Here is a 12,518-nt window from a genome sequence, read left to right as displayed (position 1 = left end):
TTGTTAAATAAGCTGCTCAGAGGAGTTTTATGGAAGGAAGTATTGATATGTACAAAATTAAGCGAGAAAACCCGAAACCATTGTACATACAATTGGAAGAGTTAATTCGGAATAATATCGAAGAAGGCATTTGGAAGCGGAACACAGCCATACCATCTGAGAATGAAATGAATCGGTTATACGGGGTTAGTCGCATGACAATCCGTTCAGCATGTTCACAATTGGTACAGGATGGTGTTCTCTATCGCGTTCCTGGAAAGGGCACCTTCGTTGCAGAACCCAAGATAATGGCGGAATCTCTAGCATATATGGGCTTTAGAGAGCAATTGGAGAGAATGGGATATGAAATTACCACAGAGCTTTTAAATGTTACAGAAAAAAAAGCCTCGTTGAGTGTCGCAAATCGTCTGCAATGTCCACAGGGGTCTCCAATACTGGAAATAGAGCGACTGCGTTTTTTAAAAGGTGAGCCCATTAGCCTTCATTATTCGCGGATTCCTTATAATTTGTGTAAGAATCTAAGTGAACGTGCTCTTGAAGAAGAACAGCTTTGTGTGCTTCTTGAAAAAGAGTATAATTTAAAACCCAGCCGGGTCATGGAAACTTTTGAGTCGGTTACGGCTTCGAAAAAAGAGAGCAAACTTTTTAAAGTTCCTCATGGATTTCCGCTTCTTGTTTTAGAGGATATTCTTTATGATAAGGATGATAAGCCTTTTGAGTATTCAAAGGTAATTTTTCGTGGTGATAAAATTAAATTAAAGTACGAATACCGTAATTAAAATTACGGTATTTTTTGCAGTGATCCAGATTATGATGAAAAGCGTCGGAAATATGTATGTAAAGAATAGATGGCTTTAACATGCCGTTTTACTGCTGATTCGTAATCAAGGGGTCCAAGGTTCGAAGCCCTGAAGGGACACCGAATTTAAACTCACAAAAACCGCTTTGCAGAGCCATCAGCGGGGCGTTTTTTGTTATTCATTTCTGATTTTTTTATACTCTGTTGCAGAAATTTCGCCATTATCAAATCTTTCTTTTAGTATATTTAAAGGAGATGTGTTATGTAGTTTTTTAATGGCAGTTCTTTTTTCAATGTATTCCTGCGAATCAATTTCTCCTTTTACATATTTTTCTTTGAATTGAATCATTTCTGCATTTTCCGCATACAGCCAGTAATCATCTTGATAATATTCATCTTCAAGAATCATGCTTCGTTCACGGTAGTCATCAGCAGCAATGTCGCCTTTTGCATATCTCTCCTTCAACATATTTAGAAGTTCATTATATTTCGGAATACATACAATCTGAATTTGAATTTTTGTTGAGTAATACAATTACTAAAATGATAATTGTAACGGGTAAAATAACAAACAAATCTGTTATTCCACTCGTTAGGTCAGAATAACCTGGCTTGAAACTAAAACATGCGTTCATATCTATAAATATTCCTTTCGTTTTACTAAAGATAAAAAAGTTAGATTACGTCTTATCTTTAGCATTATTCTGTTATTTTGCAATTAACTAACTTTTAATATAGGGAAGACCAAAAATAATTGTTGTGCTTTTGTTTAGTTCGCTTTCTATTTTTGCGACTCCATTGTGCCCCTCTATAATCATTTTTGCGATAGATAGACCAAGACCAATGCCATTGTTTGGAACGCTTCTGGATTTATCCACTTGAAAAAATCTTTCCCAAACAAATGGTAAGTCTTCCTCAGAAATACCAATTCCAGAATCTGCGATTTTTAAATAGACATATTCGCTGACTTCTATAGTCAACTCAATCTTTGTAGAATGCTTAGAATACTTAATGGCATTATCTATAAAAATAATCAACACCTGTTGAATACGACCATAATCGGCTTCAATTTTCGGAATTTTATCTGGAGTATAAAATTCAATTAAGATATCTTTATTGTGTGCTATTTTTTTTAAGCTGTTTATGACATCAATTGTTAAATTTTAAAAATCGCTGGGGACGAGTGTAAAGGACATTTTACCAACATCAATTCGGCTCAAATCGAGAAGGTCACTTACGATTCGTTCAAGTCTCAGTGTTTCATGGAGAATTCTCTTGTGGTATTTTTTAGTTTCTTCAGCAGAAGTTACTGTTTCATCAATTATGGCTTCTACGGATCCTTGGATGAGAGTTAATGGTGTTCTTAGCTCATGTGAAACATTTGCAATAAAGTCTTTGCGCATCTTCTCAAGTTTCTCACCTTCACTGATATCCTGGATTAATATGACAACCCCGGTTGTTGCAGAACAATTATTTTTTACGGGTGTGAATGTATATTTGAGAATTTGATATCGCCAGGCGTTTATAATAGTTTGCTTTTTATTTGTTGCCATAGTATTCAATAACATGGCAAGCAGACCTTGCTTTTCGAGATCTAGTTTAAGTTGGTTTTCAATATCTGTTTTGCTTGAATACCCATAAAGCGAGAGCAACGATTGATTGTAATTGATAAGAGATAGATCAATATCATAAGCAATAATACCTTCTGGTATTCTTGAAATAATATCGTCCAGTTTTTCTTTTTCCTCAAATATTTTATTTATGGAAAAGTTCAGTTTAGCTGAGAGCATATCTAAAGATTTGCTTAACTGACCGATTTCATCATTTTGTCGAATATTGGTGCTGATCTCATAGTTACCACGTGTCATTTCTATTGCAGCGTAATTGATGCTTTTTATGGATCTGTGCTTAAAGTTGATAATTGCATAATTAACAATTAATTTGTCAATAAAAATAAAATGGGAGGTTTATAGTGATAAAAATAAGAGATAATGATAAAATAAAAGAAAATATAAAGCCAATAAAATAAATAGGACAAGGAGTAAGGCATGAAGAGAATAACATGGTTATTTAATGAGCCAGGATACGCAAATCGCCTGTATTGAAAATAATAAGATATATCCATAAAGCCAAGCTTACTGCCACTTTATTTGCAGTTGAACGGTGATTTAATCGAGTGGCTTGAAAGTCGAGCCATTGACAGGCATCGGGTTAATTCAAGATTGCTCAAACGTCTGTTGCGTCTTACAACTGCGGAGGATGCAGAAGTGGCCATGCATGTCAACGCTTCCACTGTCATCGACACCTACTGGGTATGTGAAGATTCCGAACCGACACTAACCTATGGTAATTTTAGAAATTGTAATGGTTTTAAAATACTAAAATATTTATTGATAGCTTTCAATGATTTTATCAAGTGCTTGCTGAGCGTGTTCGATTTCTGCGTCAAGATCATCCAGATTGGCATATTTTTCATTGTGTTTAAGATCATGATCCGGGGTCATGACAATTTCATCATAGAGTTTATAACCTATATCTTCATAGGCCATAGAGGCACAGGTTGATGGACAGCCATTCATGGCGATATATTTTACTGTGTCATCGGACGCTTCGATCTCCTGGAGAATATTCATGCTCACATGAGGGAGGATGGTGATGTTTTCCTCATCAACAATACCAAAATACTGGGCAACGGTTTTTGTCATCATGCTGACGTTGCAATGCCCGGGACAGGGATAGATTTTAATTTTCATAATAAGTTACCTTCTCTCTTCAGTTAAATTAGAATCAAGCGTCTCAAAAAATTCTGATGCGGTTTGATCCATTATATTTCACAGTAATTGAACACATCAGATTAGAATATCGGAGGCTATTTAATAACATTATAAGCATTTACTTATAAGAATGCAAACTTTATCTATTACACTTGACACCTATAAATGAGAGGCGTATAATGACATTATTCATAAGGAAATAATTATATTATAAACGGGGTGGAAGAAATGAGTCAGGAATTACCAGGTTTTATTATGTGTGTCTGTACCGGAAAATGTCCGGGATTTCAAGCCATGGATATTTGGGATTTTATCAATCAGGTACGAATTGAATTGCCAGTGGAATATGCTTTTATTCATCCGCAGCTATGTGAAGAGGATGGAGATCGTTTTTTAGCAGATTTCTTAAAAGCTCATCGTAAAGTAATCATCGGAGCCTGTGCCCCTAACATGCAGCGTAAGATGTTTAAAGATGCTTTTAAAGAAGCAGGGCTTAATATAGAAGAAGATGCCGTTATGCTGGACATACGGGATATGACCAACGATCAAGCCTTTGAAGTGGTAGAAAAAAAATTGGAAGAAATGGGATACGAGGTATAGTTATGAGCGAATCAACTTTTATGGGAGTAGAACGGGATCGTATCGATTGGTCTCCCCGAATCGATTTTTCAAAATGCAATGATTGTATGGATTGTGTAAAATTCTGTCCTCATCAGGTTTTTGAAGTAGATGAAAACGCCAAACCTAAACTAAAGGTGAAAAACCCTAATAACTGTGTGGTCTTTTGCCGCGCCTGCAGTAAAACCTGTGGACCGGATGCCATTACCTTTCCGGACAAGCCAGAAACGACAAATATGATAAAAGCCATACGCAAGGCAGAAAAACAGGCGAAAGAAGATGAGTAAGACAATTTGTGTGTTGCCCTGTAATGGTTTGGATAAGTGTGCCGGGGATGTCTCCCGTCGGGTTGCCCTTCAACTGGCCCAGTCTGATGCGGTGGAGCTGATCTGTCCGGTTTTATTAAACCAGAACAAAAGCCGCTACGAGAAAGTTCTGGAAAGTGGTGAATTGACCGTTATTGACGGCTGCAATACCCGCTGTGCCAGTAAACTGGCCGGGGATTTGGAGCTTTTCATTAAAGAAAAAGTTAATGTCAGCGAAGTTGCCAAGGCTCTGAACATCAAGCTGGGCGTAGAAATCCGAGAAGATGAGGATAGCAAAGCAGTAGTTCAGGAAGTTCTGGAAAAAATAAGCAGTTCCGTCGCAGTTCAGGCAGAGTCGGAATTTATTGAACCGGAATCCGTGGCATATGATTCATTTTCTCATGGAAAATTTATTTTCAAGATACCGAAATCCAATTATTTTTTCAATGAAAATGACTGTTGGGTAACAGTGTCAGGAAATATGGCCCGAATTGGTGTCAGCGATTATGTCCAACAGAATCTGTCCGACATTCTCTATGTGGATCCCCCGGAAATCGGTGATGAATTCGAACAGTTTGACGATCTGGGGAGTATTGAATCCGGCAAAGCGGTTTTCGAAATCATTTCACCGGTATCCGGCACAGTGGTTGCGGTCAATACGGCCTTAAGTGACGCACCGGAACTAGTCAACGAAAGTCCCTATGAAAAGGGCTGGCTGGTGGAAGTGCGCCTCAGTGATTTCGAAGAAGATCAGGATCTGCTCCACGATTGCCCGACATATTTTAAATTTTTACAACGAAAGGTAGAAGAAGTTGATGTCTAAAATTAAAGTAATACCCTGTAGCGGGATTGGAAAAGTATTTGGGCTTTTGGCTCGGGAGTCCGCACTAATGGTAACCCAGGAGAAATGTCCCGATGATACAGAAACACTCTGTCTGGCCCATGTCGTCACCGGAGATAACGAAGTGGTGGAAAAGATAAAAGGCGAAACCTGCATCACCATGGATGGTTGTGCCAAATATTGTTCTAAGAAAAGTGTGGAAGAAACCGGTGGAATCGTTGTAAAAAGCCATAAGGTGCCAGATTTCATGAAGGCCCATCGCGGGGAAGAACATGGAACCGGAACCTATCTTACTGAAGATGGCTGGAAATATGCTGAGGAGTTGGCAGAAATCATGGTAGAAGAGGTCAAAGAAATCAAGGCGGGGGTGAACTGATATGATATTAGATAAAATTGGCATTATTTCATGCAGCGGTGAAGAGTGCCTGGGTGGAACCATTTCGCGGTTAGCCGTGCGAAAAATGATGGAAGAACTGAAACCTGGCATGGTATCAACCCTATGTCTCCCCCTTTTTATTGCCGGTGACGGCGGAGAACGGGAATTTGCGGAAAAATACCCCACAATAGCTGTGGATGGGTGTTCAAAATGCTGCGCCAAACGTGCTATTGAAAAATACAGCAATAAGGTGGCTGGCAGTGTGGATGTCGCAGAAATTATTGGCGCGGAAATAGCCCTTGAAAAACCACTGTCTACTCGGAATCTCACCACCGAACATATGGAATATGTAAAGAAAACGGCAGATAAAACATGTGAAATCTTTGATGAGATTTTAGCGAAATCAGTTTAATAACTAAAAGAGTATATTTAAATGCTCAGACAAGAACTCACTAAGTCTAAGTTTAATGGGATTTTGCGATATTAAGAAGTTTCGAATTATTTGATAGATAGCTTTTATGTAAAAAAAGTCATACCCACAATATTTAGGGTATGACTTTTTAATTAATATGAACATTCATTAAAAGGGAGAAAAAATGAGAATTACAATTATCGGTGCGGGCCCGGGTGGGTATGAGGCGGCTATAATGGCAGCTAAATTAGGTGCTGAAGTGACCGTTATAGAGAAAAATGTAGTTGGTGGAACATGCCTTAATATTGGTTGTATTCCGACCAAGGCTTTGCTGGCATCGGCAGATGTTTTGACAACGTCACTTGAAGCAGCAAAGTTCGGCGTCTTCAATGATCATACGACCGTAGATCTAAAGCAAATTATTGAACGAAAAGACAAACTGGTATCTGGTTTGGTTAAGGGAATTGAATTTCTGTTCGAATCGAACGGGATTAATTTAGTTCGTGGTATCGGCAAATTGATCGACTTTCAAACAGTTGAAGTGAAGCATGATGATGGCAGTGTCGAAAAACTGGTCAGCGATAAAATTTTATTAGCGACCGGTTCCGCTCCCATCTGCCCGGAAATGTTTCATTATGACGGAAAAAAAGTGATTACCAGTACCGAAGCCCTGGCTTTAAAAATGCCGCCTAAATCCATGGTTGTTGTTGGGGGTGGCGTGATCGGTTGTGAACTGGGGCAATTTTTCAGTCGGATGGGAACAAAGATAACGATCGTGGAAATGGCAGACCAGATCCTGATGGTGGAGGACGAGAGCGTTGCAAAACAGCTGTTGCGACAATTTAAACGGGAAAAAATAAAAGTATTCACGGCCAATGGTGTTGCTGACGTAAATGTTCAGGACGCCGGTGTCGTGGTGACACTGAAAAACGGAGAAATTTTAGAAGCAGAAATGATGCTGCTTTCCATTGGACGAAGCAGCTATTTAAAAGGACTTAACCTGGAAGAATTAGGAATTAAAATTGATCGCCAGGGTCATATTGAAGTCGATGATACACTGGAAACCAGTGTAAAGGGGATTTATGCCGTAGGGGATCTTATTAACACACCATTTTTAGCCCATGTAGCATCCAAAGAAGGCATTATTGCGGCCGAAAATATGTTGGGAAAAAACAAAACGGCGGTTCATAAAGCGGTACCGCGATGTGTGTATACGGATCCCCAGGTTGCAGCGGTAGGGGTAACCGAAAAAGAAGCTCAGAAAAGGGGAATTCCTTATAAAATAGGAAGTTTTGATTTTAGAGCGCTTGGAAAAGCCCAAATCATCGGTAAAATTCAAGGTCAGGTTAAAGTGATTGTTGATGAAAAAGATGTGGTTATCGGAGCTTCTATTGTAGGGCCTGAGGCGACTGATCTGCTGACCGAGTTAACCGTGGCTGTACACCTGGGGTTAACGGCAGCAGTACTTGGGGATGTAATCCACCCACACCCAACCTTGTCCGAAGCTATTATGGAAGCACTTCATGATGTTCATGGAAAATCAATCAATAAAGTTTCGTTACGATTATAATTACAAAATAACACTTGATATAGTCGCATGAATAAGGAAGAAATAATTAAGAATATTTTAATAAATGAAGAATTAAGGTTGACAAATTCACATGAATGAGTTATCATATGATTATAAAGTAATATGAATTTAGGATCATATAAGGAAGAAGGAAATGTTATGTATAAAAATTTTTCACCCGAAAATGTTAAGTTAACCAAATATTTGTTTTATACCGGTAAAGGCGGGGTTGGTAAAACATCGACAGCCTGTGCAACCGCCGTGAGTCTTGCGGATAAAGGAAAAAAAGTATTCCTGGTCAGCACTGACCCGGCATCAAATTTACAGGATGTGTTTGAAACCGAATTAACCGGACAGGGCGTGCCCATCCCCGGGGTGCCGAATCTGATTGTGGCCAACCTCGATCCCATTGAAGCCGCCGCGGAATACATGGAATCTGTAGTTGGTCCCTATCGCGGGAAACTGCCGGAAGCCGCTCTTGCCAGCATGGAAGAACAGCTGTCCGGATCTTGTACCGTGGAGATTGCCGCCTTTAATGAATTTTCCCGATTTATCACTGACGAAACCATGAATAAGGAATATGATTACATTATTTTTGATACAGCGCCCACCGGCCATACCCTGAGAATGCTGCAATTGCCCTCAGCCTGGGATAGTTTTATTGATGAAAGCACCCATGGCGCTTCCTGCCTCGGTCAGTTATCCGGTTTAACCGAACAGAAGAAAATGTATGAAAAAGCAGTAGCTAATTTGTCCGATAAAGATATGACCACCCTGATTCTGGTTTCCCGGCCGGAGCAATCCCCTCTGGAAGAAGCGGCCAGAGCCTCTCTGGAGTTAAAAGAAATCGGAGTTGACAATCAAATTCTGATTATTAACGGAGCCCTTGAAAACTTTGATAAAGACGATGCGATCGCCACTTCTTTTTATGCAAAACAAAAAAATGCCGTACTCAACATCCCCGAAAGCATTAAAGGCCTGGACATTTATACCCTGCCGCTGCGGGCCTACAATGTCTCCGGTATTGACAATATCCGCCGGTTGTTCACCGAAGATGATGTCATCGAAATCGAAAAAATCAACGAAATTAAAGACTTGCCCGGTTTGAAAAAACTGGTTGAAGATTTGGATAAAACAAACAAGAAAGTCGTCTTCACTATGGGTAAGGGCGGCGTTGGGAAAACAACCATAGCCGCAGCCATCGCATTGGGGCTGTCAAAATTAGGCAAAAAGGTTTATCTGACCACCACCGATCCCGCCGGCCATATGAGTGCTGCCATGGGTGGGGAAAACATTACCGTAAGTAACATTGATGAAGCCGAAGAGCTGCAAAAGTACCGCGCCGAAGTCATCGGTAAAGCCAAGTCCAACAATATGAGCCAGTCCGATATTGACTATATCGAAGAAGATTTGCGTTCCCCCTGTACCCAGGAAATTGCGGTTTTTCGAGCCTTTGCCGAAGCGGTTGAAAAAGCCGAAGACGGCGTGGTTATCATCGATACCGCACCGACCGGTCACACCTTGCTATTGTTAAACTCCACCGAAAGTTATCACAAAGAAATGGAACGTTCCAATGCCGATATTCCGGAATCCGTCATGAATCTCTTGCCCCGGTTAAGAAATCAGGATGAAACCGAAGTCGTGATTGTGGCCCTTCCCGAATCAACCCCTGTTTTTGAAGCACAAAGATTGGAAGAAGATTTAAAACGTGCTGGCATTAGTAACAAATGGTGGGTCATGAATGCCAGTCTGTTGGCAACCGACACCAAAGATCCCTTCCTAAGAGCCCGGGCCAACAATGAAAAACAATGGATTGATAAAATTGCCGAAAGTACCAAAGGCAACTATGTTGTGATTCCCTGGAAATAAGATTTTAAAATAAAAGCAGATCAAAAAAACGCTGTTAACTGCCACGAAAGCCAGATGCATTTAGATTGTTTAGCAGCGTTGATAAAATAAAAAAAACATGGCAATTGCCAAAGAGGAGAATACAAAATGATTATTACAGATGAAGCAAAAGTATTAATAACAGAATTGTTGAAAACAAATGGGTATGATACCCTTCAGGCATCTCTGCAGAAAGGGTGCTGCGGCACCTCCCTTTATTTTTCATTTACCAATCTGAAGCCAGAGGACAAACCAGTTTTAATCAACGAAATTAACGTGCTGATGAACGATGAAGCGAAGCCTAAGGCAGAGACGGTCACACTGAAAACAAATGAAACCGGCGAATTGGTTGTCGAAGACAGTGTCAAATCAGGTTGCTGCTAATCGCAAAAAATCAGTTCACTTGGTAACTACCTATAATTACAAAAATAAAGGAGAAAATCAATGAATAAAGTAGAAATATATGATCCGGCCATGTGTTGTTCAACTGGCGTATGCGGCCCCGGCGTAGATCCTGAATTGTTAAGAGTATCAGCCATGCTTAATGTTTTAGCCGGTGAAGGTAAAACGATTGTGAGATATGGTTTGTCCGAAAATCCCATGGCTTTTGTCATGAGTAAAGCGGTCAATGATATTATACTTAATGATGGCGTAGAAGCACTTCCGGTTACGGTAGTAGATGGCGAAATCAGAAAAAAAGGCGCATACCCTTCAAACACTGAATTGGCAAAGTGGTCAGGAATGACCGAAGACCAATTAGAGTCATTGATAAGTAAAGCCCAAAAGCCAGTCGCCCAATAATTCATAAATTTTTAGCAGGACTTATGATGAAGTCAATGGTCCGTGCTGATAAAAGGATGAGTTATTGACAGGCAATGGCATTATGAGTGAAGACATAGCCCAGCGATAAGGTTTGCAATGAATGATAGCAAAGAAAATAGAGAATTTTTAGAGGATTTTGAATCAATACCCAATGGAGTAGGATACTACTGCATTGGGTATTTTTTTAGTGAATTTGCTTGACAAAGTTAAAAATCGGGTGTAATATAATCATATGCTTATATAGGAATATGATTATATTTCTTGTTTAGGTTCTACTTCCAAACCAGAAAGGAGTCGGCGATGGAACAGTTAGTAAACATCTATAAAATACTGTCAGATGAAACAAGACTTCGGATGATCATTCTATTGGCACAAAAGGAATTGTGCGTATGTGAATTATGCGATATCTTAGCAGTTTCGCAGCCAACAGTATCAAAAAATCTATCAAAGTTTAGAGATCTAAATCTCGTCACAACGAAACGAAAAGAGAAGTTCATTTGTTATCAATTAAAGACCGGAAATGTTGTTTTAGAACGTATAGTAAAAGATATTTTAGATAATTTAGCTGATTATCCTCAACTCATCAGCGATAAAAATTGGCATGTGGACAGCAAGAGAATTTTGGATCAGTGTTGTATGAAGCACATGATACAAAATTAAATTCAAAAAAAGGAGATGATCTTATGTTTCTATTTGAATGGTTAAATAACCAGTTGCTGAAAATGGAGTGGCTGAACAATTTAGTAAATCTTTTTGTGGTTAATGTTTTGGGTCTGAATACACAGGAACGATTGGGCGGCAGCATCCAATTTTTCATTTATGATGTTATCAAAATTTTCATCCTGTTATCGGTATTGATTTTCATTATTTCCTATATCCAAAGTTTTTTTCCACCGGAAAAAACCCGGAAAATATTGGGCGGGTTCAATGGCATTTCTGGCTGAGCTTAATCGTATTGTTGTTGATTTTTTGGACCAAGTCTTTAATATTTTTTTCAATTTGCTCGATGATGACTGTGAATTCGGCATTGCTTTTACCGCTGGGGTCTTCTAATCCCCAGTCTTCTGTATATTGACTGGGAAGATAGGGGCAGACAACATTGCAGCCCATTTTTATGACAATATCAATGGTAGGAAGATCATTTAGCAGCTTTGAGTGCTGCGTTGCTTCCATATCAAGATCGTACATTTCTTTTATCAGCCGGACTGCATCCTGATTGATTATGGGTTTTGTTTCGGTTCCGGCGGAATAGCTTTCAAAAACTTCCCCGGCAAATTTTTTGCCTAGTGCTTCGGCGATCTGGCTTCGACACGAATTATGTACGCAGATAAAGGCTACTTTGGGTTTATTCATTTTTTTCTCCTGAATGGTTAATTTAAATTCACTTCGAAGCGGTCATTTTGTATTCGTTAATTAACGCGATTACATTTTCTTTAATTTTATCTCGGAGGATTCGAATCTTTTCCAATTTTTCCTCATCAGTTCCGGTGAACTCTGAAGGGTCTTCGAAATTCCAGTCTAAAACCTTTAAGACTAATGGGAAGATCGGGCATTTCTGACCGCTTTCCTGATCACAGACTTTTACAATAAATGAGTAACGGCGGCCTTCGTTAAAATAGTCGAATACTGAGTGAGGTTCTTTTTTACTGATATCATAATCGATTTCTCTCATGGCTCTAATAACAAGGGGATTAATGGGCGCTGGTTCTAACCCCGCACTTTCAGCAATAAAATCCCCTTTTCCCAGTCGATTTAAAAACGCCTCAGCCATTTGGCTTCTGGCAGAATTATGTACACAGACAAATAATACTTTAAACATATCTCAACTCCTTTGAACAGTAATTTAAATTTAATATTAGCATAATGACGGTTTGGAAGATAGGGATATTGTGTTAAATTTTAATAGGTTAGAATACTTATTCAATTTAAATTCCTGTTTTAGTCAATAGTATAAAATTATTTATAGCTTTTATTAAGTCTATCAAGGCAACAAAGTTAGCATTCGAATAATATCTTATAGGTAGATGCTAAAAATAGCATAAATGGAGGTTTGTAAAATGAGTAATAAAGAAGAAACACGAGCATTTATCCGCAAAAATTATGCGGCTGTGCCT

Annotated in this window: 17 protein-coding genes and 1 pseudogene; 12 read left to right on the top strand and 6 right to left on the bottom strand. The window is 39.1% G+C overall.

Annotated elements, in window-relative coordinates:
• Window positions 1-29: 29 nt before the first annotated feature.
• The gene (locus tag AKG39_RS00500; RefSeq protein WP_050738399.1) at window positions 30-779 is read left to right on the top strand and encodes a GntR family transcriptional regulator; all 750 of its coding nucleotides are present in this window, start codon (window positions 30-32) and stop codon (window positions 777-779) included.
• Between the two features lie 195 nt (window positions 780-974).
• Here AKG39_RS00500 and AKG39_RS00495 read toward each other — a convergent pair whose 3' ends face one another.
• From AKG39_RS00495 to AKG39_RS00480, 4 genes are all read right to left on the bottom strand, one after another.
• Entirely contained in the window at window positions 975-1,334 is a 360-nt protein-coding gene (locus AKG39_RS00495) for an SHOCT domain-containing protein (RefSeq protein WP_278277885.1), read from the bottom strand.
• A 187-nt stretch (window positions 1,335-1,521) separates the two neighbouring features.
• A complete protein-coding gene (locus AKG39_RS00490) occupies window positions 1,522-1,848 on the bottom strand; it encodes a sensor histidine kinase (RefSeq protein WP_278277888.1) in 327 nt (108 codons plus the stop codon).
• Window positions 1,849-1,962: 114 nt separating this feature from the next.
• Complete coding sequence (locus AKG39_RS00485; protein ID WP_050738396.1) at window positions 1,963-2,667, bottom strand: histidine kinase dimerization/phospho-acceptor domain-containing protein; 705 nt, start codon at window positions 2,665-2,667, stop codon at window positions 1,963-1,965.
• A gap of 519 nt (window positions 2,668-3,186) precedes the next feature.
• Window positions 3,187-3,552: a putative zinc-binding protein gene (locus AKG39_RS00480; RefSeq protein WP_050738395.1), complete on the bottom strand. Its 366-nt coding sequence runs from the start codon at window positions 3,550-3,552 to the stop codon at window positions 3,187-3,189.
• Between the two features lie 249 nt (window positions 3,553-3,801).
• Here AKG39_RS00480 and AKG39_RS00475 point away from each other — a divergent pair, with 249 nt between their 5' ends.
• From AKG39_RS00475 to AKG39_RS00425, 11 genes and pseudogenes are all read left to right on the top strand, one after another.
• On the top strand, window positions 3,802-4,173 hold the full coding sequence (locus AKG39_RS00475; RefSeq protein ID WP_050738394.1) for a hypothetical protein: 372 nt from the start codon (window positions 3,802-3,804) through the stop codon (window positions 4,171-4,173).
• Window positions 4,174-4,175: 2 nt separating this feature from the next.
• Window positions 4,176-4,478: a 4Fe-4S dicluster domain-containing protein gene (locus AKG39_RS00470; protein ID WP_050738393.1), complete on the top strand. Its 303-nt coding sequence runs from the start codon at window positions 4,176-4,178 to the stop codon at window positions 4,476-4,478.
• Window positions 4,471-5,319: a glycine cleavage system protein GcvH gene (gene gcvH, locus AKG39_RS00465; RefSeq protein WP_050738392.1), complete on the top strand. Its 849-nt coding sequence runs from the start codon at window positions 4,471-4,473 to the stop codon at window positions 5,317-5,319. Before AKG39_RS00470 ends, gcvH begins: the two co-directional genes overlap by 8 nt.
• Complete coding sequence (locus tag AKG39_RS00460) at window positions 5,312-5,713, top strand: putative zinc-binding protein (RefSeq protein ID WP_050738391.1); 402 nt, start codon at window positions 5,312-5,314, stop codon at window positions 5,711-5,713. Before gcvH ends, AKG39_RS00460 begins: the two co-directional genes overlap by 8 nt.
• Window position 5,714: 1 nt before the next feature.
• Window positions 5,715-6,125 (top strand): putative zinc-binding protein, encoded by a 411-nt coding sequence (locus AKG39_RS00455; protein WP_050738390.1) that lies wholly within the window; start codon window positions 5,715-5,717, stop codon window positions 6,123-6,125.
• Between the two features lie 184 nt (window positions 6,126-6,309).
• Complete coding sequence (gene lpdA / locus AKG39_RS00450; protein ID WP_050738389.1) at window positions 6,310-7,695, top strand: dihydrolipoyl dehydrogenase; 1,386 nt, start codon at window positions 6,310-6,312, stop codon at window positions 7,693-7,695.
• A 159-nt stretch (window positions 7,696-7,854) separates the two neighbouring features.
• Window positions 7,855-9,564: an arsenical pump-driving ATPase gene (gene arsA / locus AKG39_RS00445; RefSeq protein ID WP_050738388.1), complete on the top strand. Its 1,710-nt coding sequence runs from the start codon at window positions 7,855-7,857 to the stop codon at window positions 9,562-9,564.
• A gap of 126 nt (window positions 9,565-9,690) precedes the next feature.
• Window positions 9,691-9,966 (top strand): hypothetical protein, encoded by a 276-nt coding sequence (locus AKG39_RS00440; RefSeq protein ID WP_050738387.1) that lies wholly within the window; start codon window positions 9,691-9,693, stop codon window positions 9,964-9,966.
• Between the two features lie 60 nt (window positions 9,967-10,026).
• The gene (gene arsD, locus AKG39_RS00435; protein ID WP_050738386.1) at window positions 10,027-10,383 is read left to right on the top strand and encodes an arsenite efflux transporter metallochaperone ArsD; all 357 of its coding nucleotides are present in this window, start codon (window positions 10,027-10,029) and stop codon (window positions 10,381-10,383) included.
• Window positions 10,384-10,704: 321 nt separating this feature from the next.
• A complete protein-coding gene (locus AKG39_RS00430) occupies window positions 10,705-11,064 on the top strand; it encodes an ArsR/SmtB family transcription factor (protein WP_050738385.1) in 360 nt (119 codons plus the stop codon).
• Between the two features lie 23 nt (window positions 11,065-11,087).
• A pseudogene (locus AKG39_RS00425) lies at window positions 11,088-11,345 on the top strand (permease); the annotation flags it as partial.
• Here AKG39_RS00425 and AKG39_RS00420 read toward each other — a convergent pair.
• Entirely contained in the window at window positions 11,329-11,757 is a 429-nt protein-coding gene (locus tag AKG39_RS00420; protein ID WP_050738383.1) for an arsenate reductase ArsC, read from the bottom strand. The pseudogene AKG39_RS00425 and the gene AKG39_RS00420 overlap by 17 nt on opposite strands.
• Window positions 11,758-11,785: 28 nt before the next feature.
• Window positions 11,786-12,223 carry an arsenate reductase ArsC gene (locus tag AKG39_RS00415; RefSeq protein WP_050738382.1) on the bottom strand — a complete coding sequence of 146 codons (438 nt, stop codon included), beginning with the start codon at window positions 12,221-12,223 and terminating at the stop codon, window positions 11,786-11,788.
• Window positions 12,224-12,518: the final 295 nt, after the last annotated feature.

Origin of the sequence: Acetobacterium bakii, from assembly GCF_001263355.1 — a bacterium.
GTDB classification, from domain to species: domain Bacteria; phylum Bacillota; class Clostridia; order Eubacteriales; family Eubacteriaceae; genus Acetobacterium; species Acetobacterium bakii.
Note: the sequence above shows the minus strand (reverse complement) of the source record. Positions and strands in the feature narration are given on the sequence as shown.